At 66.9% G+C, this 23,694-nt stretch carries 22 protein-coding genes; 14 read left to right on the plus strand and 8 right to left on the minus strand.

Going from position 1 to position 23,694, the window contains the following annotated elements; translation table 11 throughout:
- Positions 1 to 21: 21 nt before the first annotated feature.
- Positions 22 to 411, minus strand: a complete 390-nt coding sequence (locus AB431_RS11020; RefSeq protein WP_047329948.1) for a ubiquinol-cytochrome c reductase iron-sulfur subunit — start codon at positions 409 to 411, stop codon at positions 22 to 24.
- A gap of 43 nt (positions 412 to 454) precedes the next feature.
- Between AB431_RS11020 and AB431_RS11025 the strand changes: the two genes are divergently transcribed.
- The 5 genes from AB431_RS11025 to AB431_RS11045 all read left to right on the plus strand — a co-directional run bounded on the left by AB431_RS11025 (position 455) and on the right by AB431_RS11045 (position 4,782).
- Entirely contained in the window at positions 455 to 1,030 is a 576-nt protein-coding gene (locus AB431_RS11025) for a DUF1707 domain-containing protein (RefSeq protein WP_144418236.1), read from the plus strand.
- A gap of 9 nt (positions 1,031 to 1,039) precedes the next feature.
- Positions 1,040 to 1,900 carry a type I methionyl aminopeptidase gene (gene map, locus AB431_RS11030; RefSeq protein ID WP_047329950.1) on the plus strand — a complete coding sequence of 287 codons (861 nt, stop codon included), beginning with the start codon at positions 1,040 to 1,042 and terminating at the stop codon, positions 1,898 to 1,900.
- A 73-nt stretch (positions 1,901 to 1,973) separates the two neighbouring features.
- On the plus strand, positions 1,974 to 3,479 hold the full coding sequence (locus AB431_RS11035; RefSeq protein ID WP_047333309.1) for a cobyric acid synthase: 1,506 nt from the start codon (positions 1,974 to 1,976) through the stop codon (positions 3,477 to 3,479).
- A gap of 9 nt (positions 3,480 to 3,488) precedes the next feature.
- Positions 3,489 to 4,157: a hypothetical protein gene (locus AB431_RS11040; protein ID WP_047329951.1), complete on the plus strand. Its 669-nt coding sequence runs from the start codon at positions 3,489 to 3,491 to the stop codon at positions 4,155 to 4,157.
- A 61-nt stretch (positions 4,158 to 4,218) separates the two neighbouring features.
- Positions 4,219 to 4,782 (plus strand): alpha/beta fold hydrolase, encoded by a 564-nt coding sequence (locus AB431_RS11045; protein ID WP_047329952.1) that lies wholly within the window; start codon positions 4,219 to 4,221, stop codon positions 4,780 to 4,782.
- 2 nt (positions 4,783 to 4,784) lie between these two features.
- Here AB431_RS11045 and ngg read toward each other — a convergent pair whose 3' ends face one another.
- The 3 genes from ngg to AB431_RS11060 form a co-directional block, all read right to left on the minus strand.
- A complete protein-coding gene (gene ngg / locus AB431_RS11050; protein ID WP_047329953.1) occupies positions 4,785 to 6,536 on the minus strand; it encodes an N-acetylglutaminylglutamine synthetase in 1,752 nt (583 codons plus the stop codon).
- Complete coding sequence (locus AB431_RS11055; protein ID WP_047329954.1) at positions 6,533 to 8,341, minus strand: N-acetylglutaminylglutamine amidotransferase; 1,809 nt, start codon at positions 8,339 to 8,341, stop codon at positions 6,533 to 6,535. Before AB431_RS11055 ends, ngg begins: the two co-directional genes overlap by 4 nt.
- 175 nt (positions 8,342 to 8,516) lie before the next feature.
- Positions 8,517 to 10,088: an amino acid permease gene (locus tag AB431_RS11060; protein ID WP_047329955.1), complete on the minus strand. Its 1,572-nt coding sequence runs from the start codon at positions 10,086 to 10,088 to the stop codon at positions 8,517 to 8,519.
- Positions 10,089 to 10,325: 237 nt separating this feature from the next.
- Between AB431_RS11060 and AB431_RS11065 the strand changes: the two genes are divergently transcribed.
- The 6 genes from AB431_RS11065 to AB431_RS11090 all read left to right on the plus strand — a co-directional run bounded on the left by AB431_RS11065 (position 10,326) and on the right by AB431_RS11090 (position 16,205).
- Positions 10,326 to 11,675, plus strand: a complete 1,350-nt coding sequence (locus AB431_RS11065; protein ID WP_235435918.1) for a glutamine synthetase family protein — start codon at positions 10,326 to 10,328, stop codon at positions 11,673 to 11,675.
- A complete protein-coding gene (locus AB431_RS11070; RefSeq protein WP_047329957.1) occupies positions 11,662 to 12,417 on the plus strand; it encodes a gamma-glutamyl-gamma-aminobutyrate hydrolase family protein in 756 nt (251 codons plus the stop codon). The genes AB431_RS11065 and AB431_RS11070 overlap by 14 nt, the downstream gene beginning before the upstream one ends.
- Positions 12,414 to 13,778, plus strand: a complete 1,365-nt coding sequence (locus AB431_RS11075; protein WP_047329958.1) for an aldehyde dehydrogenase — start codon at positions 12,414 to 12,416, stop codon at positions 13,776 to 13,778. Before AB431_RS11070 ends, AB431_RS11075 begins: the two co-directional genes overlap by 4 nt.
- Positions 13,779 to 14,552 (plus strand): 3-oxoacyl-ACP reductase, encoded by a 774-nt coding sequence (locus AB431_RS11080; protein ID WP_047329959.1) that lies wholly within the window; start codon positions 13,779 to 13,781, stop codon positions 14,550 to 14,552. It abuts the gene before it with no gap.
- A gap of 5 nt (positions 14,553 to 14,557) precedes the next feature.
- Positions 14,558 to 15,280, plus strand: coding sequence for a FadR/GntR family transcriptional regulator (locus AB431_RS11085; protein ID WP_047329960.1), 723 nt, complete (start codon positions 14,558 to 14,560; stop codon positions 15,278 to 15,280).
- Positions 15,281 to 15,359: 79 nt separating this feature from the next.
- Positions 15,360 to 16,205, plus strand: coding sequence for a class I SAM-dependent methyltransferase (locus tag AB431_RS11090; RefSeq protein ID WP_047329961.1), 846 nt, complete (start codon positions 15,360 to 15,362; stop codon positions 16,203 to 16,205).
- On the opposite strand, the gene AB431_RS11095 is transcribed toward AB431_RS11090, so the two are convergent.
- The 3 genes from AB431_RS11095 to sigC all read right to left on the minus strand — a co-directional run bounded on the left by AB431_RS11095 (position 16,202) and on the right by sigC (position 19,069).
- Positions 16,202 to 17,260, minus strand: a complete 1,059-nt coding sequence (locus tag AB431_RS11095) for a glucose 1-dehydrogenase (protein WP_047329962.1) — start codon at positions 17,258 to 17,260, stop codon at positions 16,202 to 16,204. The two genes, AB431_RS11090 and AB431_RS11095, sit on opposite strands and share 4 nt — an antisense overlap.
- Positions 17,261 to 17,331: 71 nt before the next feature.
- Entirely contained in the window at positions 17,332 to 18,396 is a 1,065-nt protein-coding gene (locus AB431_RS11100) for a sodium:calcium antiporter (RefSeq protein WP_047329963.1), read from the minus strand.
- A gap of 121 nt (positions 18,397 to 18,517) precedes the next feature.
- Entirely contained in the window at positions 18,518 to 19,069 is a 552-nt protein-coding gene (gene sigC, locus AB431_RS11105) for an RNA polymerase sigma factor SigC (RefSeq protein ID WP_047329964.1), read from the minus strand.
- 134 nt (positions 19,070 to 19,203) lie between these two features.
- Between sigC and AB431_RS11110 the strand changes: the two genes are divergently transcribed.
- Genes AB431_RS11110 through AB431_RS11120 form a run of 3 tightly spaced genes read left to right on the plus strand, consistent with a single transcriptional unit; the run spans position 19,204 to position 22,345 of the window.
- Positions 19,204 to 21,453 carry a cation-translocating P-type ATPase gene (locus tag AB431_RS11110; protein ID WP_047329965.1) on the plus strand — a complete coding sequence of 750 codons (2,250 nt, stop codon included), beginning with the start codon at positions 19,204 to 19,206 and terminating at the stop codon, positions 21,451 to 21,453.
- Positions 21,454 to 21,473: 20 nt separating this feature from the next.
- Positions 21,474 to 21,680 (plus strand): heavy-metal-associated domain-containing protein, encoded by a 207-nt coding sequence (locus AB431_RS11115; RefSeq protein ID WP_047329966.1) that lies wholly within the window; start codon positions 21,474 to 21,476, stop codon positions 21,678 to 21,680.
- Between the two features lie 23 nt (positions 21,681 to 21,703).
- Complete coding sequence (locus AB431_RS11120; RefSeq protein ID WP_047329967.1) at positions 21,704 to 22,345, plus strand: trimeric intracellular cation channel family protein; 642 nt, start codon at positions 21,704 to 21,706, stop codon at positions 22,343 to 22,345.
- A 3-nt stretch (positions 22,346 to 22,348) separates the two neighbouring features.
- On the opposite strand, the gene AB431_RS11125 is transcribed toward AB431_RS11120, so the two are convergent.
- Positions 22,349 to 23,629 carry an amidohydrolase gene (locus AB431_RS11125; RefSeq protein ID WP_369803015.1) on the minus strand — a complete coding sequence of 427 codons (1,281 nt, stop codon included), beginning with the start codon at positions 23,627 to 23,629 and terminating at the stop codon, positions 22,349 to 22,351.
- Positions 23,630 to 23,694 lie beyond the last annotated feature (65 nt).

A 23,694-nucleotide genomic window follows, 5' to 3' on the forward strand; every position in this document is an offset into this window, starting at 1 on the left:
GTCAAAAATGATTCCGCTGACTCAGCTCGCCACGACGTTGCCGCCGTCGACCTTGACCGCCACCGGAGTCAGTGGCGTGACCGCGGGACCGCGCAGGACCGCACCGTCCAGACCGAATCGGCTGCCGTGGCACGGGCAATCGAGTGTGCCGTCTGTCACCGACGACAACGTGCAGCCGGCGTGGGTGCAGCGGGCGACGAACGAATCGAAAACCCCGGCTGTCGGCTGGGTGACGACGGTGTCGCCGACGACCTTGCCCGATCCGACCGGGATGTCCGCGGTTGCGGCCAACACCTGGCCCGGCGCCGCGATCGTCGGCGGCGCGATGAGCTCGCCGGTGTTGAAGTTGCAGGCGGCGATCGGCGCGACGGCGGCCCCGATCAGGATCGTTCGGCGCGGCAGCGCACTCATCGGCCCAGGCTAACCGAGCCAAAACAGGTACCGTGGAATGGCCATGACTGGAATCGAGCACACCCCTGGGCTGCGGGTTTCCGACGCTGACCGCAACGGAACGCTGCGTCGGCTACACAACGCCGTCGCGCTTGGGCTCATCGATATCGGCGAATTCGAGGAGCGCTCGGCGCAGGTGTCGGCGGCGCGGATGCACTCTGATCTGAACGCATTGGTCGACGACCTGCCCGGCCCGGGTGCCATCGTCACCTCGGCCGCCGACCGGGTGGAACTGCGTGGCTGGATGGGCTCACTGAGACGGCACGGGGAGTGGACCGTGCCGACCCGGCTGGCGCTGGTACGCCGGATGGGCTCGGTCGACCTCGACCTGACCAACGCCCGGTTCGCCGGACCCGTCGTCGTGATCGAGCTCGACCTGGTGCGCGGCTCGTTGGATCTGCGGTTGCCGGAAGGCGCCAGCGCATCCATCGACGACATCACGATTTACGCCGGTAGTGCCCGCGACCGCCGTAGGGAACCTCCCGCTGAGGGCACTCCGCACGTGGTGCTCACCGGGCGGGTGGTCATGGGTTCGGTCAACGTCCGCGGTCCCAAGCGGCCGCTGCTGCGTCGCCATTAGGCTGACAACATGCCCGTACGTACTGCACTCCGGCCCGGAGTGGTCTCACCGGAATTGCCGGTCCCCAAGGCGATCGAGCGGCCTGAATACGTCGGCAAGTCGACGGTCGCCGAAGGCAGCGAGCCGTGGGTCCAGACACCCGAGGTCATCGAGAAGATGCGCATCGCCGGGCGGATCGCCGCCGGGGCGCTGGCCGAAGCCGGTAAAGCGGTCGCGCCGGGGGTGACCACCGACGAGCTCGATCGCATCGCCCACGACTACATGATCGATCACGGTGCCTATCCCTCGACGTTGCACTACAAGGGTTTTCCGAAGTCGTGCTGCACATCGCTGAACGAGATCATCTGCCACGGTATCCCGGACTCGACCGTCGTCGAGGATGGCGACATCGTCAACATCGACGTGACCGCCTACATCAACGGCGTGCACGGCGACACCAATGCCACGTTCCTGGCCGGGGATGTCAGCGAGGAGCACCGCCTGCTGGTCGAACGCACCCACGAGGCGACGATGCGCGCCATCAAGGCCGTCAAGCCCGGCCGCGCATTGTCGGTCGTCGGCCGGGTCATCGAGGCGTACGCAAACCGGTTCGGCTACAACGTGGTTCGCGATTTCACCGGTCACGGCATCGGCACCACCTTCCACAACGGTCTGGTGGTGTTGCACTACGACCAGCCCGACGTCGAGACCGTGCTCCAGCCGGGCATGACGTTCACCATCGAGCCGATGATCAACCTCGGTGCCCTGGACTACGAGATCTGGGACGACGGCTGGACGGTGGCCACCAAGGACCGCAAGTGGACCGCACAATTCGAGCACACGCTGGTCGTCACCGAGGATGGCGCGGAAATCCTGACGCTGGCGCCCTAGTCATGGCGAGTGTGCGTTCCGATACGCCATGCGCGGCGTGTCGCGTACGAAACCGCACGCTCGGCGCCCGAACGTGACCGGCGGCGCGCTGCTGATTGCCGGCACCACCTCCGATGCCGGCAAGTCGATGGTCGTCGCCGGTTTGTGCCGGTTGTTGGCGCGCAAGGGAATTCGCGTCGCACCGTTCAAGGCGCAGAACATGAGCAACAACTCGGTGGTCACGGTCGACGGCGGCGAGATCGGCCGGGCCCAAGGCATGCAGGCGCGCGCGGCGGGCCTGGCGCCAAGCACCCGGTTCAACCCGGTGCTGCTCAAACCCGGTAGCGACCGCACGTCGCAGCTGATCGTCAGGGGTCACCCCGTCGGCACGGTCGGGGCGGCCGACTACATCGAGCACCGCGACCGTCTAGCCGGTGTGGTCGCCGACGAATTGGCATCGCTGCGAGCCGAATTCGACGTCGTGCTCTGCGAAGGCGCTGGATCGCCTGCCGAAATCAACCTACGGGCAACCGATCTGGCCAACATGGGCCTGGCGCGTGCGGCCAACCTGCCCGTCGTGGTCGTCGGCGACATCGACCGTGGTGGCCTGCTGGCCCACCTGTTCGGCACTGTCGCCGTGCTGTCACCGCAAGACCAGGCGCTGATCGCGGGCTTCATCGTCAACAAGTTCCGTGGCGACCCCGCGCTGCTGGCGCCGGGGCTCGACCAGCTCGCCGAACTCACCGGCAGACCCACCTACGGCATCGTCCCCTACAGCGACGAACTGTGGCTGGACGCCGAGGACTCGGTGTCGGTGGTGGCCGGCCACGTCGTCGGTGTTCCGGCGCCGCCGCTCGGTGAGCAGTGGCTGCGCGTGGCGGCGATCCGTCTGCCGCGCATCTCGAACTCCACCGATGTCGAGGCGCTGGCCTGCGAACCGGGGGTGCTGGTCCGGTGGGCGAGTGAGGCCGCCGAGCTGGCCGACGCCGACGTCGTCGTGATCCCGGGCAGCAAGGCCACCGTTTCGGACCTGGGCTGGCTACGCGAGCGGGGGCTGGCCGGCGCCATCACTTCGCATGCGCACTCGGGCCGTCCGGTGTTGGGCATCTGCGGCGGTTTCCAGATGCTGGGCCGGCGCATCGGGGACACCGTCGAGACCAGCGCGGGCGATGTCGACGGGCTGGGACTGCTCGACGCCGACATCGACTTCGCGCCGGAGAAGGTGCTGCGGCACTGGCAGAGTCCGTTGAGTGGCTACGAAATCCATCACGGCCGCGTGACGCGGTGCGGCGAGGACGGTTGGTTTTACGCCGACGGCACCGTCGGAGGCTACGTCCGCGGATCGGTGTTCGGCACCCACTGGCACGGCCTACTGGACAACGACGAGTTCCGGCGCGACTGGCTCGCTACCGCTGCCGCTGCCGCCGGCCGGTCCGGCTTCGAGGTTGCGAACGACACCCGTGTGCCCGCCCGCCGGGACGCCCAGCTCGACGTGATGGCCGACCTGCTGGCTGAGCACCTCGATGTCGACGCGCTGTTTTCGCTGATCAACAGCGGAGCTCCGGTGCGGCCCACGGTGAGCACCCGATTGCATCGGTAGCCTTGAACCATGTCGGGTCGGGTACGTGGAGCGGTCGCAGCGGCGGCCGCCGTTTTGCTGGCCGGCTGCGGCTCGACGGTCTCCGGCACCGCGACGTGGCCGGGTGCCACCCTGGAACGGGCCGCGCTGGCGGCGGGTGACTTTCCGCCGGGGGTGCAGTACGACCGCATCGTCGAGCAGCGCGGCCAACCTGACAACTTCGGCAGTCCGCCGTCGATGCGCTCCCGCCCCGAGGGCTGCGCCAACGCGCTGACCAACGTCATCGCCGACTCGGCCGAACGTGGGCCGGGCAGCGCGGCGAAGTACGCGGCGGCATACAACGGTGCACGGATCGTGATGACAGTGCTGTCCTCGCCCCTGGACATGGACAAGCTCGAGGCGGCAGCAACCCGCTGCGCGGAGTTCGAGACCTACTTCGACACCAGGAGCAAGGGCATCGCGATCACCACCACCGAACTTCCCGGCTTGAGTGATGACGCGTTGGCGTATCAGCAAACGATGCAGCTGATGGGTTCGGCCAGTAGTGTTTACATGGCGTTCCAGAATGTGGGCAGATACGGGGTTTTCGGAATCGCTTTTCCCACACCTGATCCCAGGATCGATGCCAAAGCGTCACTGCCGCAGACATTCTTGGATGTGTTTGCCAAACAGTCTGTAAAGATCCGTCGCGCGACCTGAGTAGGAGAGGAACCCTGCGGAAACTGCCTCGGGAACGCCACTTTCGCAGTAACGTGGCGAAATGCCTTCGACAATGGTGACTGTCGATGGGTTCCCCGTTCCGGTCAGTGTGACCGGCCCGGAGAAGGGCCCCTACGTCGTTCTGCTCGGTGCTGCCCAGCATGCACCGGCTGCCTACGACGGCGTCTGTCAGCGTTTGCACACGGCATCGGTCCGCACGGTTGTCATCGGCGCCGACCCTCGGCTACATCCCAAAGCGGTGGTCGGCATCCTCGACGCGCTCGACGTCCGCTGGGGAATCCTGGTGGGAGATCGCGCCGGTGCCGAGCTCGCCTGGGAGCTCGCCGCTACCCGCCTCGACCGGTTCACCGGTCTGGTCGTGATCGACCGCGGGCATCCGCGGGTTCCCGACCAGAACGGCGTCGTCCGCGATGAGGACTGCCCGCCGGTGGAGATCAACACCACCGCGCTGGTCAGCACGCCCGCTGCCCGGGCAATGGCCAGGGCCAGCCAGCGCTACGTCTATAGCGACTATCGCCTGGTGGAATTCACCGGCCGGCGTAATGCCGCGGAATCCACCGCGCAGCTGGCCGCAGAGATCGTGTTGCGCACCAGCACCTGGTGAACTCAGCGCGGCGGCTCCTCCGGGGTCCAGGCCTGCGGTAGGCCTGGCTGTCCGGGGAACAGGAAATCGACGAAAGCCTGTGCGGTCGGCTGCGGCTCGTGATTGGCCAGCCCGGGACGTTCGTTGGCTTCGACGAACACATACTCGGCACGGGTCACGTCGGGCACCAGGAGATCGATACCGGTGACCGGGATACCGATGGCCTCGGCGGCGACCACGGCCACCCGGCACAACTCGGGGTGCACAATCGCCGTCACGTCGTGAATCGTGCCGCCCTGGTGCAGGTTTGCGGTCTTGCGCACGCGCAACCGCTCGCCTTCGGGCAGAACATCGTCGAACGACCAGCCCGCCTCAGCCACCGTCGCCTCGGTGACCTCGTCGAGGGGGATGCGGGACTCGCCACCGGTGGCCGCGGCGCGGCGGCGGCTCTGGGTCTCGATCAGTTCGCGGATGGTGTGCTTGCCGGTGCCGACAATGGCGGCCGGTTTCCGCAGCGCAGCCGCGACGACCTTGCCGTCGATCACCACCAGCCGCAGATCGTCGCCGGGAGCGCGTTGTTCTATCAGTACCTCCGGGTGTTGCACCCGGGCCCGGGTCAATGCGGCGTCCAACTCCTCGGCGCTGTCCACTCCGACGGTGATGCCCTTGCCCTGTTCGCCACGCGTCGGTTTGACGACGACGTCGCCGACCTCCGCCAGGAACGCGTGGTCCTCGGAATCGAAGGTGGCGAGTCTGCCTTTGGGCACGACGATGCCTGCCTCGGAGACGATGCGACGGGTCAGCCGTTTGTCGTCGCAGCGGCTCATCGCCACGGCTGAGGTGTATTCGCTCAGCGACTCCCGTGTCACCACACTGCGCCCGCCGTACGACAACCGCATCTCACCGGTTTCGGCGTCGAGCACCTCGATGTGGATACCGCGCCGCATGGCTTCGTCGGCGATGATGCGGGCGTACGGGTTGAGGTCGTCGACGGTTTCCGAGTGCGGGGTGAACAGCGGCTCGTTGATCGCGTTCTTCCGTTTGACGGCGAGCACCGGGACGCGCTGGAAGCCGAGCTTCTCATACAGCGCGATCGCGGCCTCGTTGTCGTAGGCCACCGACAGGTCCATGTACGCGCGGTCGCGCTCGCGGAAGACGGCCGCCAGCGTGCGGGTGAGCGACGCGCCGATCCCGGGCAGGCTGGCGGTCGGGTCGACGGCCAGCGTCCACAGACTCGAGCCGCCTTCGGGGTCGTTGAACAGCCGTTTGTGGTCCACGCCGGTGACCGTGCCGACCACCGATCCGTCGTCGTCGCGGACCGCGACCAGATACTCGACCGCGTCGCAGTGCAGGTGGTTGTTCCAGATCAGTTCGGTCGGGGCGGGAACCATCCCGCAGCGTACATACACCCGGTTCATCTCGTCGGCTTCGGCCTGATCGCGCAGCGGGCGCACGGTGAACCCGATCGGGTCGGGCCCCTTGGGGTCGTCGGGGTGCAGGCGCCACCGGTAGGTATGGCTGGGGTCGATGAACAGCTCGGCCGGCGACTTGGCCACCAGCACGTGCGATTCTCGGGCATAGATGCAGATGTCGCGGCGGCCCTGCTCCTCCTGCTGCAGCACGGCGGCCAGCTTGTCGGGGTCGGAGAAAGTCTGGCCGAAAATCAGCCTGCCCCAGCCCAGTTCGAGCACCGTGTTGTCCGACATCTCCCGGACCAGCTCCTGCGGGGAGGCGTCGTGCAGCCCCATGGTGATGGCCTCGGTGTGCGCGGTCATGCGGCCGGCCCGGTGATTCCGTGCTGCTGCAGCCACAACTCGAGGAGCCCGATCTGCCACAGTTCGTTGCCGCGCAGCGGGGTCAGCCGTCCATTGGGATCGGCCAGCAGCCGTTCGACTGCCTCCGGCCGGAACAGGCCTCGCTCCTTGGCTTCGGGTGCATACAGTGCGTCGCGGACCATCTCCAGGTATGGCCCTTCCAGGTGGGTCAGCGCAGGCACCGGGAAGTAACCCTTGGGGCGGTCGATTACCTCGGCCGGAATGACTTGGCGGGCAGCCTCTTTCAGGACGCCCTTGCCGCCGTGGGCGGTCTTGAGCTCGGGTGGGCAGGTCGCCGCGAGCTCTACCAGCTCGTGGTCGAGGAACGGTACCCGGCCTTCCAGGCCCCACGCCATCGTCATGTTGTCGACGCGTTTGACCGGATCGTCGACCAGCATCACGGTGGTGTCCAGCCGCAGGGCGCGGTCCACGCCGGTCTGCGCGCCTTCCCTGGCGAAGTGCTCGGCGACAAACGACAGGCTGGGATCTTCGCGGCCGCTGAGCCGGTCATCGGCGAGCAACTCGGCCACACCGTCGTGGTCGCGGTCGAAGAACGCGCCGCGATAGCGCGCCAGCGAGCCGTCGACGCTGGCCGCATCGGCTTCGGCCATCGGGGGATACCAGTGATAGCCGGCGAACACCTCGTCGGCACCCTGACCGGACTGCACCACCTTGACGTGCTTGGCGACTTCCTGGCTCAGCAGGTAGAACGCCACGCAGTCGTGGGAGACCATCGGCTCGCTCATGGCGCCGATCGCCCCTTCGAGGGCGGGCAACATGCGGGCGGTGTCGATGCGGATCTGGTGGTGGTCGGTGTCGAACCGCTTGGCCACGATGTCGGAATAGACGAACTCGTCGCCCTTGACGCCGCCGACCGATTCGAATCCGATCGAGAACGTCGAGAGCCCGTGCTGGCCGGCCTCGGCGAGCAGCCCGACGATCAGGCTCGAGTCCACCCCGCCCGAGAGCAGGCAGCCGACAGGCACATCGGCGACCAGGCGGCGCTTCACGGCAGCACGCAACGAGTCGAGAACCGCGTCCTCCCAGTCGCGTTCGCTCCAGTCGGAGCGGTCTTCTCGGCGGCTGAAATCCGGTGCCCAGTAGGTCGTTTCGCGACGCCTGCCGTCGGGCTCGATGGCGAGCAGCGTGCCGGGCGAGAGCTTGCGGACACCGCACAGGATGGTGCGTGGGGCGGGCACGACCGAATGGAAGGTCAGATAGTGGTGCAGCGCGATCGGGTCGATACGGGTGTCGACGCCACCGCCGGCCAGCAGGGCGGGCAGCGACGATGCGAACCGGATGCGGTGGGAGTCCTCGCTGATGTACAGCGGTTTGATGCCGAGCCGGTCGCGGCCCAGCAGAACGCGCCCGCTGTCCCGCTCGGTGATCGCGAACGCAAACATGCCGTATAGCCGGTCGACGAAGCGGTCACCCCAGTGGTGGTAGGCCTTGAGCAAGACCTCGGTGTCGCTGTGCGAGAAGAAGCGGTAGCCGTGCCCGGCGAGCTCGTCGCGCAGGGCTTCGTAGTTGTAGATGCAGCCGTTCCAGGCGATGGTCAGCCCTAGCTCGGCGTCCACCATCGGCTGAGCGCCGGCCTGAGACAGGTCGATGATCTTGAGCCGGCGATGGCCGAGCGCGACCCGGCCCTGTGACCACACGCCGGCCCCGTCGGGGCCGCGCGATTCCATGGTCTCAGCCATGGCGGCCACCGCGGCCACATCAGGGGCCTGATTGTCGAGGCGGACCTCGCCCGCTGCTCCACACATCGGTTCCGACCCATCCCGTCTGTTTCGCTGAGTAACGGCCCTCCTATTTACCCGCGCGGAACGAGTCCTAATCGGGCCGAGACACCGCTCACATAAACCGCGCCCCTCGGCCTGGGGCACGAGGGGCGCGGGGCCCGCCTCACGGAGGGCCTGGGGTGTGGTCTCCTGCGAACAGTTAGGAAACCCCCTCCAGCTCTTCACCGGTGATGTCGATCTGGCGCACCGGACCGGTGAACCAATTTTTCACCGACGCATGCCAGTAGATGTAGAGCAGGATCAGCACGCCGCCCACCAACAGCGGGGTGTAGTTCACGTACTTCCACTCGAAGCTGTCATCCCACGGTGCGCCGCCGATCGACGTCGGGAACATGGCGATGATGGAGGTGACGACGATTTCAATCAACGCCAACGGCGCCATCCATTTGTGGTGTCCGCGCAGGTTCCATTTGCCCAGCGGGAACGAGTCGCCGGCCCGCCAGCGGTAGTAGATCGGCACCGCAAAGCACAGGTAGAGACCGACCACGCCGATCGACACGACGGCGAAGAACGCGACCGGCACCGGGGCGCCGTTGATATCCACCTTGACCAGTGCGGGCAGGGTGATGATCGCGGCGATGGCCGCCGTGACGATCACCGCGTTCGCCGGCACCCGGCGGGCGCTGAGCTTGGCCCAGAGCTGATGACCGGGCACCGCGCGGTCACGGCTGAACGCGAACAGCATGCGCGACGCGCTGGTCTGGCAGGCCGTGGTGCAGAACAACTGGCCCGCCGTCGAGATCAGCAGGACCAGGGCGACCCACTTCGAGCTCATCGCCTGGGCGAAGATGACCGCGACCGCGCCACCGCCCTTGGTCACGCCGTCGACATCCTGCACGGCGAACAGGAACGACAGCAGCAGGATCCAGCCGCCGATCGCTGAGTAGAAGATCGATCGCCAGATGCCCTTGGCGGCGCCGTCGGCCGCGCTCTTGGTCTCCTCGGATAGGTGGGCCGAGGCGTCGTAGCCGGTGATCGTGTACTGGGTCAGGATTGCCGACATCGGCAGCACGAACAGCAGGAAGCCGAACCCGGAAGTCGAACCGCCGAAGAAGCCGGTGTTGTTGACCGTGGTGGCGAAGACATCGGAGAAGCTGGCGTGTTGGTCGGGTACGAAGAACAGGATGAAGATCACGGCCGCCGCGCCGGCGACGTGCCACCACACCGAGATGTTGTTGATGACGGCCAGCAGGTGACTGGAAAAGATGTTGATCGTCGCGACGACCACCAGGATGACCAAGAACATGATGAAGGTTCTGGTCAGGCTGTAACCGGCCAGCCAGCTCTCGCTGAAGGTGCCCAGCGTCAGGTCCAGGAACGTCGCCGATCCGTAGGCCACCGACGCCAGGATCGCGATCAAGCCGATCAGATTCAGCCACCCGGTGTAGTAGCCGGCCTTCGGGCCGCCGAGTTTGGCTGCCCACCAATAGATTCCGCCCGATGTCGGGAAGGCCGAGACCAGTTCGGACATGCAGAGTCCGATGAGGAGGATGAAGACCGCGATGATCGGCCAGCCCCAGGCGATGGCCGCCGGCCCGCCGTTGTTCCAGCCCAGGCCGAACGAGGTGAAGCAGCCGGCCAGGATCGAGATGATCGAGAAAGAGATGGCGAAATTGCTGAAGCCGGACCAGGACCGGTGCAGCTCCTGGGTGTACCCGAGGCTGGCGAGGTGGCGTTCGTCGTCGTCGAGTAATTCATGACCCTCTGGCACGGTGCCTCCTTCTGGGCGTGATGACGAAGAGGCGCTCCTCGGCGCTCTCCTGAGTAGGGACAATAGAGCGCTATTGGTCTGGTGTCCTACCTTTGGAGTGACAATCGTGTAAATCTGGAGGGCGATGTCGGCGCCGTGGCGACGTCCAATGGTTGACTTTCCGTCTAATCAACCCGAACCGGGCTATCGAGAGGGGCACGTGTGACGCCTGATGGTGCAGGCCGCCGACGGCCAGGTCTGTTGCTGCAGGCCGAACTGGAGAGTCTGGTGGCCGCCGGTGAGATCGACACGGTGATCGTCGCGTTTGCCGATATGCAGGGCCGGCTGACCGGCAAACGGATCTCGGCGGAATTATTCGTCGACGACGTAGCAGCCCATGGCGCCGAATGCTGCAATTATCTGCTGGCGGTGGACGTCGACAACAACACCGTCGACGGCTACGCGATCTCAAGCTGGGAAACGGGCTACGGCGACATGGTGATGACGCCGGATTTCGGCACGCTGCGACGGATTCCATGGCTGCCGGCCACCGCGCTGGTGATGGCCGACCTGTCCTGGACCGATGGCCGACCGGTCAGCCAGGCGCCACGCAGCATCCTGCGCAAGCAGCTCGACCGGCTCGCAGAACGCGACATGACTGCGATCGCCGCGACCGAACTCGAATTCATCGTGTTCGATACGACGTACCGCGACGCGTGGAAGTCCGGCTACCGCAACCTGACTCCGGCGACCGACTACAACATCGACTACGCGATGCTGGCCTCGACCCGGATGGAGCCGCTGCTGCGCGACATCCGACTCGGAATGGCCGGTGCCGGCATGTATTGCGAGGGTGTCAAGGGCGAATGCAACCTCGGCCAGCAGGAGATCGGGTTCCGGTACGCCGACGCGTTGGTCACCTGCGACAACCACACGATCTACAAGAACGGCGCGAAGGAGATCGCCGACCAGCACGGCAAGAGTCTGACATTCATGGCCAAATTCGATGAGCGCGAAGGAAACAGCTGCCACATTCACATCTCTTTCCGCTCGACGGAGGGTTCGGCAGTATTTGCTGATGACTCCGACGAACTCGGGATGTCGCCGATGTTCCGCAGTTTCATCGCCGGTCAGCTCGCCACGCTGCGTGAGCTGACGCTGTTCTATGCGCCGAACATCAACTCGTACAAGCGGTTTGTCGACGGCAGCTTCGCTCCGACCGCGGTCGCGTGGGGCATGGACAACCGCACCTGCGCGTTGCGCGTGGTGGGACACGGGTCTGGGATGCGGATGGAGTGCCGCGCCCCCGGTGGTGATGTCAACCAGTATCTGGCGGTGGCCGCGCTGATCGCGGGCGGCCTGCACGGCATCGAGAACGAACTGGAGCTGCCGGATGCCATGGCGGGCAACGCCTACACCAGCGGCGCCGAGCGGTTGCCGACGACGTTGGCCGAGGCCGCCGCGCTCTTCGAGGGCTCGACGGTGGCCCGCGAGGCCTTTGGCGACGAGGTCGTCGAGCACTATCTGAACAACGCCCGAATCGAGCTCGCCGCCTTCAATTCGGCGGTGACTGACTGGGAAAGGGTGCGCGGCTTTGAGCGGCTTTGACAACGAGGCCCGGCTGCGTCCTGTGATCGGCCTCACCACCTACCTGCAGCAGGCCCAGACCGGCATCTGGGATGTGCACGCCAGCTTCCTGCCGGGCATCTACATCGAAGGTGTCACGCTGGCCGGCGGCATCGCGACGCTGCTGCCGCCGCAACCGGTGGACGCCGGCATCGTCGATCAGATCCTCGCTCGCATCGACGGCCTGATCATCACCGGCGGCAGGGACGTCGACCCGGCCGCCTACGGCCACGACGCGCACCCCGCGACCGATGAGCCGGATAACGTGCGCGACGCCTGGGAGCTCGCGCTGGTGAGCGCCGCGATACGCCGGCGCCTGCCGGTGCTCGGCATCTGCCGCGGCGCACAGGTTCTCAACGTCGCGCTCGGCGGCACGCTGCACCAGCACCTGCCCGATGTCGTCGGGCACACCCGCCATCAGCAGGGCAACGCGGTGTTCACCACCTCCTCGATCCGGACGGTGGCGGGTAGCAGGCTGGCCGGGCTGATCGGGGACAACACGAATGCGCAGTGCTACCACCATCAGGCGATCGACCGGCTCGGTGACGGGCTGATGATCAGCGCCCTCGACGACGAGGGCGTGATCGAGGCCGTCGAGTTGCCGGGCGACGATTTCGTCCTGGCCGTGCAATGGCATCCCGAGGAGACCCTCGACGATTTGCGCGTCTTCGCCGGTCTGGTCGAGGCCGCACGGACCAACACCACAGAGAGAGCGGGGCTTTGAGTACCACCGAACTGGTCAATCCGGCGACCGAGGAGGCGTTGCGCACGGTCGAGCTGACCGATGCCGCCGGGGTCGACGACGCCGTCGCACGCGCCGCGGTGGCGCAGAAGGCCTGGGCCAAGCAGGCACCCGCCGAGCGAGCCGCCGCGTTGCGCGCGTTCGCCGCCGCGGTCGACGCCCACGTCGGGGAATTGGCCGCGCTGGAGGTCGCCAACTCCGGGCATCCGATCGGCGCTGCCGAATGGGAAGCCGGGCATGTGCGCGATGTGCTGCAGTTCTACTCGGCCACCCCGGAACGCTTGTCGGGCAAGCAAATTCCGGTGGCCGGCGGCCTGGATGTGACGTTCAACGAGCCGATGGGTGTGATCGGGGTGATCACGCCGTGGAACTTCCCGATGCCGATCGCGGCGTGGGGCTTCGCGCCCGCGTTGGCCGCGGGTAACGCGGTGGTGCTCAAACCGGCCGAGTGGACGCCACTGACCTCGATGCGTCTCGGCGAGCTCGCACTGGAAGCCGGCCTGCCGCGGGACTTGTTCCAGGTGCTGCCCGGCCGCGGCTCGGTGGTCGGCGAGCGATTCATCAGCCACCCGGGAATACGCAAGATCGTCTTCACGGGCTCGACCGAGGTCGGTACCAGGGTGATGGCCGGGGCGGCCAACCAGGTCAAACGGGTGACCCTGGAACTCGGTGGCAAGAGCGCGAACATCGTCTTCGCCGACTGCGACCTCAAGAGGGCCGCGGCGACCGCGCCCTACGGCGTGTTCGACAACGCCGGGCAGGACTGCTGTGCGCGCAGCCGGATCCTGGTGCAGCGCAGCGTGTTCGACAAGTTCATGGAACTACTCGAGCCGGCCGTCAAGGGTTTGGTCGTCGGTGATCCGGCCGCCCGGGACACCGAGATGGGGCCGCTGGTGTCGCGCAAGCACTTCGAGTCGGTGGCCGCCTATGTTCCCGACGACACGAACGTCGCCTTCCGCGGCTCGGCGCCCAGCGGGCCAGGCTTCTGGTTCCCGCCGACGGTGCTCACCCCGCAGCGCACCGACCGCACCGTCACCGAGGAGATCTTCGGTCCGGTCGTCACAGTGCTGCCCTTCGAGGACGAGGCCGACGCCATCGCGCTGGCCAACGACACCGAATACGGTCTGTCCGGTTCGATCTGGACCGACAATCTGTCACGGGCGGTGCGGGTCTCGCGCGCGGTCGAGGCAGGCAACCTGAGCGTGAATTCGCATTCGTCGGTCCGGTACAACACGCCGTTCGGCGGATTCAAGCAATCCGGGTTGGGTCGCGAACTCGGGCCGGACGCACCGCTGCACTTCACCGAAACCAAGAATGTCTTCTTCGCCGTAGAGGAGAGCTAGATGGATCTGTCCCAGCGACTCAAGGACAAGGTCGCGGTCGTCACCGGCGGTGCCAGCGGTATCGGACTGGCGGCCGTCAAGCGGATGCGGTCCGAGGGCGCGATCGTCGTCATCGGAGATCTCGACGAGTCCACCGGCAAGTCGGTCGCCAACGACCTCAACGTGACTTTCGTCCAGGTCGACGTCGCCGATCAGGTCGCGGTGGACACGTTGTTCGACACCGCTTTCGAGCTGCACGGCGGAGTCGACATCGCGTTCAACAACGCCGGTATCAGCCCGCCCGATGACGACCTCATCGAGAACACCGGCATCGACGCGTGGGACCGGGTGCAGGACGTGAACCTCAAGTCGGTGTTCTTCTGCTGCAAGGCAGCGCTGCGGCACATGGTGCCCGCGCAGCGGGGCTCCATCATCAACACCGCGTCTTTCGTCGCCGTCAACGGCTCGGCGACGTCGCAGATCTCCTACACGGCGTCCAAGGGCGGGGTGCTGGCCATGTCGCGTGAACTCGGAATTCAGTACGCGCGTCAGGGAATTCGGGTCAACGCGCTGTGTCCCGGACCGGTGAACACCCCGCTGCTGCGGGAGCTGTTCGCCAAGGACCCCGAGCGCGCGGCGCGTCGGTTGGTGCACGTGCCGATGGGCCGGTTCGCCGAGCCGGAGGAGCTGGCCGCCGCGGTGGCGTTCCTGGCCAGTGACGATTCGTCGTTCATCACCGGGTCGAGCTTCCTGGTCGACGGCGGCATCACCGGCCACTACGTCACCCCGCTGTAGTCGTCATGGTAGCCGACCCGGAACCGCAGCAGGCCCATGAGGCACTGCTGCGGCCGGTGCGCCTCGGCAACGCGTTCGAGGACACCGTGGGCCGGCTGCTGCAGACCATCAAGCTCGGTGTGCTGACACCGGGTGACTCGCTGCCCCCCGAACGCGAACTCGCGACCCGGCTCGGGGTCAGCCGCGACACCGTTCGGGAGGCGATCAAGTCATTGGCCGATGCGGGCTATCTGGTGTCGCGCCGTGGCCGCTACGGCGGCACGTTCCTGGCCGAGTCGCTGCCCGCCCCGACCGAAGGGGTGGTGCGGTTCCGTCGCGTCGACATCGACGACGCATTGCGGCTGCGCGAGATCCTCGAAGTCGGTGCGGCCCGGATGGCCGCGACCCGAACGTTGACGGCCGCCGAGCGCGAAGGGCTGTGGTCGCGGTTGAGCGACGTGCGGTGTGCCTGTGCCGACGACTATCGGCGGCTGGACTCCCGCCTTCATCTGGCGATAGCGGAGGCGGCCGGATCCGCGTCCCTGGTGCCACTGGTGGCCGAGAATCGGATGCGGCTGAACGCTCTGCTCGACCAGATTCCGTTGCTGCGCCGCAATATTGCGCACTCCGACGAACAACACGAGGCCATCGTGATGGCAATCCTGGCCGGTGATCCCGATGCCGCGGGCGCCGCGATGCAGGCCCACGTCGCCGGCTCAGCGGCCCTGCTTCACGGCTTTCTGGATTAGACCCCACTCATCTTGTCGAAATACCCACACGGGTCGTAGGCGTGTGTCCTAATACGCGTCAAGACCAAGGAGACTCGACATGGATACTGGACCAGAACAGGACCATTCGTCGGATCGCGCGCTCAAGGCCAAGCACCGGGCGCTGTGGGCGTCGGGGGACTATCCGTCGGTGGCCGCGGAGCTGGTCGCCGGACTGGGGCCGGAGCTGGTCAGTGCTGTGGGCGTCCGGCCGGGCCAGCGGGTTCTCGACGTAGCCGCCGGCTCCGGCAATGCGTCGATCCCCGCCGCCGAGGCAGGTGCGAACGTGACGGCCAGTGACCTCACGCCCGAGTTGTTCGACGCCGGGCGCCGGATCGCCGCCGCCCGCGGTGTCGAGCTTGAGTGGGTCGAGGCCGATGCCGAAGCACTTCCGTTCGACGACAACGGCTTCGACGTCGTGCTGTCCTGTCTGGGGGCGATGTTCGCGCCGCACCATCAGGCCGCTGCCGACGAGCTGGTGCGGGTGTGCCGCCCGGGCGGGACGATCGCGATGATCAACTGGACGCCGCAGGGCTTCATCGGCCAGCTGTTCGCGACGATGAAACCGTACGCCGCACCGCCACCTCCCGGCGCGTCTCCGGCGCCCCTGTGGGGCGATGAGGACCATGTGCGAGAGTTGTTCGGCGACAACGTCGCCGACCTCACCCTGCAGCGCCGGACCATCCTGATGGAGCACCGCCCCGGGCCGCTGGAATTCCGCGAGTACTGGAAGCGCAACTACGGCCCGACCATCGCCGTCTACGCATTCAACGAGGACCGGCCCGAGCAGCTGGCCGCGTTGGACCGGGACTTCCTGGCGTTCCTGGAGTCGTGGAACCAATCGACCGAGCCGGGGCGCACGGCGTACACGGCCGAGTATCTGCTGGTGACCGCGGTCAAGCGTTAACGGGAATCGTCGAGTGTGATGACGACCTTCACGTCGTCGTCGGCCTCGGTGAACGCCTGGGTGGCAGCACTGAGCGGTATGCGACGAGTTATCAGGCTGGCCAACCACTTCGGGTCAGCCTTTCCCAGCGCCTCGGCGGCCTGCTGATAGTGGCGCAGGTTGGCGTTGACCGAACCCACCACCGCGTCGTTCTCCAGAACGATATCGCGACTGAGGCCGCCCGGATCCACCGTGAGGGTGCGGCCCTTCGGGGACACCCCGGTCAACGCGACAATGCCGTAGGAGCCGGTGACGGTCATCGCGTCGAATACCAGTGAACCCACCCCGGTCGCTTCGATCACGATGTCCGGGCGAATCTTTCCGATCGCAGCCTGGACACCGTCGTGGTGATAGGTGGCATTCAGGGCATCCACGATGCCGGGTTTGGGCCCGGTGGTGACCCGGTCGAGCACATGCACCTCGAGGCCGTGCTGGACGCCCAGCATTGCGGCCAGCAGCCCGATCGGGCCTGCGCCGGTGACCAGCACGGTGCGCGGCTCGAACCAGGCTCGTTGCCCGATGCGGTACACCTGTTCCCAGGCTTTCGCAACGACGGTGGTCGGCTCCATCAGCATGCCGACATCGGCAAGACCATCTTCGAGCTTGACCGCATAATCGGCTTCCACACACCAGAATTCGCTGCCGTATCCGTCGATCTCCTTGATACCTCGTTCGGTGTACCGACCGTTGCGGCACATGTCGAACTCACCGTGAGCGCACGCGCCGCAGGGCACCGGGTCAGGCCGGCGCACCACCCCGACCACCAGATCGCCTTCGGCGAAGTGACTGCCCTTCGGCGCGCTGAGCACCCGGCCCAGCGACTCGTGCCCCAGCACCAGCCGGTCACGCCCGGACGGTGCCCAGCCATATTCGCCGGCAGCGATCTCCCTATCGGTTCCGCACACCCCGATCGCCAGGCCGGCGACCCGCAACTCGTCAGGACCTGCAGTGGGTTCCTGCATCTCCTCGACGGCAAGCGAATCGGCTTTGCCGGGCTGCACTGTCAAAGCTTGCATGTTCGATGCTTTACCCGCTGGGGCAGCCGGCCATTCCGTGCTGCTGCGTAATTATTGCTGTTAGGCAGATATTACCCGCTGATGAACGCCAACCCGATCACGCCGACGATGTACAGCACGACCACGACGATGGAATCCAGTCCCATCCGCAGCCATTGCCGCTGCGGGCGGAAGATCAGTCCCGCCATGTACACCACGGTGAGCAGGCCGCCCAGAGCGGTCAGGTAGATGTCGGTGTGATGGGCTGCCGGCAGCACCGCTGAACCGGACAGCAGGGTGGCGAGCAGGAAGAGCACGGGCAGAAATGCGTTGCCGCCGAAGATGTCGCTCATCGCCAGCTTGTAGTCGCCCATGCGGGTCGACGCCAAGCCCGTCGACAGCTCGGGCAACGAGGTGGCGGCTGCCAGCACAGTGGCGCCGAACAGTACCCCCGACATTCCCCAGCGGCCGAACACTTCCTCGCCGCTGCGTTCGATGAGAACACCGGCGACCAGCGTGGCACCGGCCGCGGCGGTGAACACCGCGACGGCGCGGCCGGTGCTGACGCCTTTCTGCGTGGCGGTCTTCTCATTGGTGACTGTGGAGTGCCCGGGCGCCTTGTCCTGGCTGTCCGGCGCGTGACCGGCTTCGTGCCATGGAAGTCCATGTCCGGCACGGCGGATCAGGAACAACCCGATGGCCCACACGACGACGATCAGCACCGCGCCGGGAGTCAGCCGCCAGGCGATCAGCGAACCCGGCAGTTGAGTGGACATCACCACGATCACCAGAAGCGCCACCACCAGCCCGGCCTCCAGCACCAGGGTCAGCGATGCCGCCAGGTAGGTCAGTGGTTTACGTGGGCGCGTGCCGGCGCCGTCGAGAGCGGCCAGCACCACGGTCTGGATCGCAATACCGCCGAGGATGTTGCCCACCGCCACATCGACGTGACGAGACAGTGCGGCGCTGGCCGTGATGGCGATCTCCGGCAGGTTGGTCGCGATCGCCAGCAAGATGACCCCGCCGAGTGCCGAACCGAGATGCCAGCGTTGCGACAACACATCGGTCGTCTGGGACAGCTTGACCCCGGCGACCCAAATGACGGCAGCACACGCGATGAAGATCGCGACCAGCGCCAGTGAAGACAGTGACGTCATCGGTGGTGATCTCCTCGGTAGCCGGGCGCGAATGTTGGTTCGCTGCTGGGCTATGTGCCCCGTTGATGGGGGTGCTAACCGAAGAGCAACAATTGTTCAGCGACAACCAAAGCGGAGTGGCTCAGCCGACCTGGTCGTCATGGTGCGTGGCGCTGAGCAGATCCTCGCGAGCCCGGGCCACCCGTGAGCGGATGGTCCCGACCGGGCATCCGCACACCTCGGCCGCCTCGGCGTAGGACAGCCCCAGCACCTGGGTCAGCATGAGCGCGTCGCGCCGGTCGGGGTCCAAGCCGTCGAGCAGCATCCGGATCTCGACGATGTCTTCGAACCGCCCGGCGCTGCGCCGGGCGTCGAGTACCTGCTCGAGGTCGATCGCGGAGGTGGTGCGCGGTCGGGCTTGATTGCGGCGGATCTGGTCGACGACCACGCGGCGGGCGATCGACAGCAGCCAGGTGCGGGCCGAGGACCGCCCGGAGAACCGGGGGATTGCACCGAGCGCGCGAAGGAATGTCTCCTGGGTCAGGTCGTCGGCGTGACCGGGATCACCGAGGAAAGCGACGGCGCGCCACACGTCGCGCTGGGTGGCCTTGATGAATGCCTCGAGCGCGGCCGAATCGCCTCGGCCGGCGGCCAGTGCCAGCACGGTCACCGGGTCGTCGTCGCGTTCGGCCACGGTCAGTGAGAGTAGGGGATCGACGTGACCGGCACGTTCCGGGGCTGTTGCCGGAGCGTACTTTGGGGGGCCGGGAACCTGACGGCGTCGACAGACGACTCTTTCCTCGGGTCCCAACTCGGTCAAGGAGAACGATGACGATGTCGGTCGTGGGCGGCGAAGCCGCCAGCGGCGTGGCTGACGTCGCGCATCGCATCGAACTGGACGTCTCGGGGATGTCGTGCGCGGCGTGCGCCGCCCGGGTCGAGACCAAACTCAACAAGATCGCCGGGGTGCGCGCCTCGGTCAACTTCGCCACCCGGGTGGCCAGCGTCGATGCCCTCGAATCGGTAGCCGCCGACGACCTGTGCGAGGTGATCCGCAAGGTCGGGTACGACGCGGCTCCGCGCTCGGCGTCGACGACCGAACCCGCCGACCCCGACGACAAGCTGGCCCGTAACCTGCTGCGCCGGTTGGCCGTCGCCGCGGTGCTGTTCGTGCCGCTGGCCGACCTGTCGGTGATGTTCGCGGTGGTGCCCAGCACCCGTTTCGCCGGCTGGGGCTGGCTGCTGACCGCGCTGGCGACACCGATCGTCACCTGGGCGGCCTGGCCGTTCCACCGGGTCGCTCTGCGCAACGCCCGCCGCGGCACCGCCTCCATGGAGACGCTGATCTCGGTCGGGGTCACTGCGGCCACGCTGTGGTCGCTGTACACGATCTTCATCCGCCACCACAACGGCCGCAGTGACGGTATCTGGCAGGCGCTGCTGCGCAGCGACGCCATTTATCTGGAGGTGGCCGCCGGCGTCACCGTCTTCATCCTGGCCGGCCGGTACTTCGAGGCGCGGGCCAAGTCGCGCGCCGGTAGTGCGCTGCGTGCGCTGGCGGCGCTGAGCGCCAAAAACGTATCGGTGGTGTTGGCCGATGGCAGTGAAATGGTGCTGCCGGCCGACGAACTCAAAGAACAGCAGAAATTCGTGGTGCGCCCCGGCGAGACCATCGCCGCCGACGGCCTCGTCGTCGACGGGGACGCGGCGATCGACATGAGCGCGATGACCGGCGAGGCCACCCCGTCGCGAGCCCATCCCGGTGGGCAGGTGATCGGCGGGACCGTGGTGCTCGACGGCAGGCTCGTCGTTGAGGCCGCCGCGGTGGGCGCCGACACCCAGTTCGCCGGGATGGTGCGGCTGGTCGAAGAAGCGCAAGCGCAGAAGGCCGACGCCCAACGGCTCGCCGACCGGATCTCCGGTGTGTTCGTGCCGGTGGTGTTCCTGATCGCGGCTCTGACCGCCGCCGGCTGGCTGTTGGCCGGAGCCGACGCCGACCGGGTGTTTTCGGCGGCGCTGGCGGTGTTGGTGATCGCCTGCCCCTGTGCGCTGGGATTGGCGACTCCGACGGCGATGATGGTGGCGTCTGGCCGCGGCGCGCAGCTCGGCATCTTCCTGAAGGGCTACCGGGCACTCGAGGCCATCCGCGCGGTGGACACCGTGGTGTTCGACAAGACCGGCACGCTGACGACGGGGCGGCTGGCGGTCACCGAGGTGACCGTCGCCGACGATGGGCAGCGCGACGAGGTTCTGAGTTTGGCCGCAGCCGTCGAAGTGGCCTCTGAACACGCTGTGGCAGTGGCCATCACGGCCGCCGTGGTCGGGCACCGGCCGGTTGAGGAGTTCCGTGCTCATCCGGGCCGCGGCGTCACCGGAACGGTGTCGGGACACCGGGTGATGGTGGGACGTCCGTCGTGGGTCGCACGGCAGGCCGACGTATGCGATCGGGTGCAGTCGGCCCGGCGAGCGGGTGAAGCACGTGGGGAGACAGTGGTATTCGTCGCGGTGGACGAACGGGTGCTCGGGGCGATCGCGGTCGCCGACACGGTCAAGGAATCCGCCGCCGACGCCGTGATCACCCTGCGCCGCAGGGGGTTACGCACGGTGCTGCTCACCGGCGACAACGCCGCTGCCGCCGGTGCGGTGGCGGCACAGGTCGGCATCGACGAGGTGATCGCCGAGGTACTGCCCGAAGGCAAGGTCGATGTCATCGAACAACTGCGCGAGCAGGGCCGGGTGGTCGCCATGGTCGGTGACGGCATCAACGATGGCCCCGCGCTGGCCTCTGCGGATCTGGGCCTGGCGATCGGGCGCGGCACCGACGTCGCGATCGGTGCCGCCGACATCATTCTGGTGCGCGACGACCTCGACATCGTCCCCCAGGCACTCGACCTGGCCCACGCGACAATGCGCACCATCCGTACCAATCTGTTCTGGGCATTCGGTTACAACGTGGCGGCCATCCCGATCGCCGCGGCTGGATTGCTCAACCCGCTGATCGCCGGTGCGGCGATGGCGTTCTCGTCGTTCTTCGTCGTCTCGAACAGCCTGCGGCTGCGCAACTTCGACGCCCGGTAGTCACCCGAAAGGCAGAATCCGTGTCCCACACTTTCCAGGTCACCGGCCTGCACTGCCAGAGCTGTGTGCGGGTGGTCACCGGTGCGCTCACAGAGCTGCCGTCGGTCAATGCCGTCGAGATCGATTTGGACGCCGACGGCGCGTCCACTGTGCGGGTCGACGGCGACGTCACCGTCGACCAGGTGCGCGAGGCACTCGCCGACGAGGACTACACCGTCGTCGGCTGACGTCGACGTCCGGCGCTGAGTCGATGAACCCCGAACCGATGTTGTGGCTCGCGTTGGATCTGACGGGCACGTTCGTGTTCGCGCTCAACGGCGCGCTGACCGCGGTGCGTGCCGCCCGCCTCGACATCGTCGGTGTCGTCACGCTGGGCATGGTGACCGCACTGGGCGGCGGCGTCATCCGCGACGTCATCATCGGCGATATCCCGCCGGCTACTTTTCGCGACTGGCGGTACTTCGCGCTGGCCATCGCCGGTGGTCTGCTGGCGTTCGCGCTCAGCAAGCTGCTGCACCGACTGGAGGCATCGATCACGGTGTTCGACGCCGTGGGGCTGAGCGTGTTCGCCGTGATCGGCACGAGCAAAGCCGCGGCGTTCGGCTTGGGGATCGGACCTACGCTGCTGCTCGGTGTGGTCACCGCCGTTGGGGGCGGCACGATCCGAGACATTCTGATCGGACAGATTCCCACCGTGCTGCGCAGCGAGCTGTATGCGATCCCCGCTCTGGCGGCCGCCGGGCTCACCGTCGCGGCCATCCAACTTGATGTCTACGGGCTGGCGGCCGCCTTGGGGGCCGCGGCGGTCTGCTTCGTCATCCGGATGCTCGGCGTTCGGTTCGGGCTCAACGCGCCGGGTCCGCTGGGCACGAACCGAGACGACGAACGCTGAGGTTCAGGACAGCCAGGCCAGCGCCGCCACCACGAGGGCTTGGGTGCCGGTGTCCAGGGTCGGCTGGATGACCGGAGCGAAGGCGGGCGAGTGGTTGACGGGGATGTCTTGGCTGACCCGTCCCGCGCCGGCGGCCGTTCGGTACTGCTGCTCGTCGATCCCGCCGATACCCCAGTAGGTGTAGGGGACGCCGAGGGCGTTGGGGATGTCACTGAAATCCTCGCTGGCTGACCCCTGCGGCATGGGTTGAAGGTGTTCGCCGAAATGTCGCGCGAAGGCGTCATTCACACGGTCGGTTACTTCATTGTCGTTGACGGTCAGGGGAAACGAGTCGTAGAGCTCGAACTCCGGCTCTCTGGGCGAATCGGACGCCTGGCACTCGGCCACGACGATGCGGCGTATCGCGTTGAGTACCGCGGCGCGCGTGGATTCGTCATACGTGCGCAGATTGAGTTCGAGGACGGCGTGATCGCCTATCACGTTGCTCTTGGTGCCGGCTCGAATACTGCCGACGGTCAGAACGACGGTGTCGGCCGGAGCAATCTCTCGAGAAACGATCGTTTGCAAGCGGATCACGATCATCGCGGCGAGGACCACCGGGTCCACCGCCGCCTGAGGCATCGAGCCGTGCGCGCCGCGGCCGTAGACCGTGACGCGCATGCTGTCGGCCGCTGACAGGAACGGACCACGGTGCGTTCCGACCATGCCCGCCGGTAGCGGAAGCACATGTTGCGCCAGGGCGACGTCGACGGCCGGAATAGCCTCGCGCAGGCCGTCATCGATCATTCCTCGGGCGCCATCACCGACTTCTTCAGCCGGTTGGAACACGGCGACGACCGTGCCCCGCCAGTGGTGGGTCCCTTGGGCGAGCAATGTGGCGGCGCCGAGCAGGCAGGTGACGTGAATGTCGTGTCCGCAGGCGTGCATCACCGGAACGTCTTTGCCGGAGTCGTCAGTGGCGTGCACTTTACTGGCGTAGGCCAGACCGGTTACCTCCTCGACGGGCAAGGCGTCCATGTCGGCACGCATCAAGACCGTCGGACCGGTGCCGGAGCGGATGATGCCGACCACCCCCGTGCCGCCGATACCCTCGTGCACCTCGTAGCCGCACTCGCGCAGCATGCCCGCCACCAGGCCGGCGGTGCGGTGTTCTTGGTGAGAGAGTTCCGGATGCTCGTGCAGGTCCCGATACAAGTCCTCCTGCCACTGACGGATATCGTCGAGGCCGTCGAGGACGAGGGCCTCGCCGCGAGCCATCGGATCTGCCCCTGAGCTCTGCGCCATTCGAGACTCCTTCCACTGAGCCAAATTGAGGAGTACCCAATGGGGAACGCACCGAACGCGGGTAC

Origin of the sequence: Mycobacterium sp. EPa45, assembly GCF_001021385.1 — a bacterium.
Taxonomy (GTDB): domain Bacteria; phylum Actinomycetota; class Actinomycetes; order Mycobacteriales; family Mycobacteriaceae; genus Mycobacterium.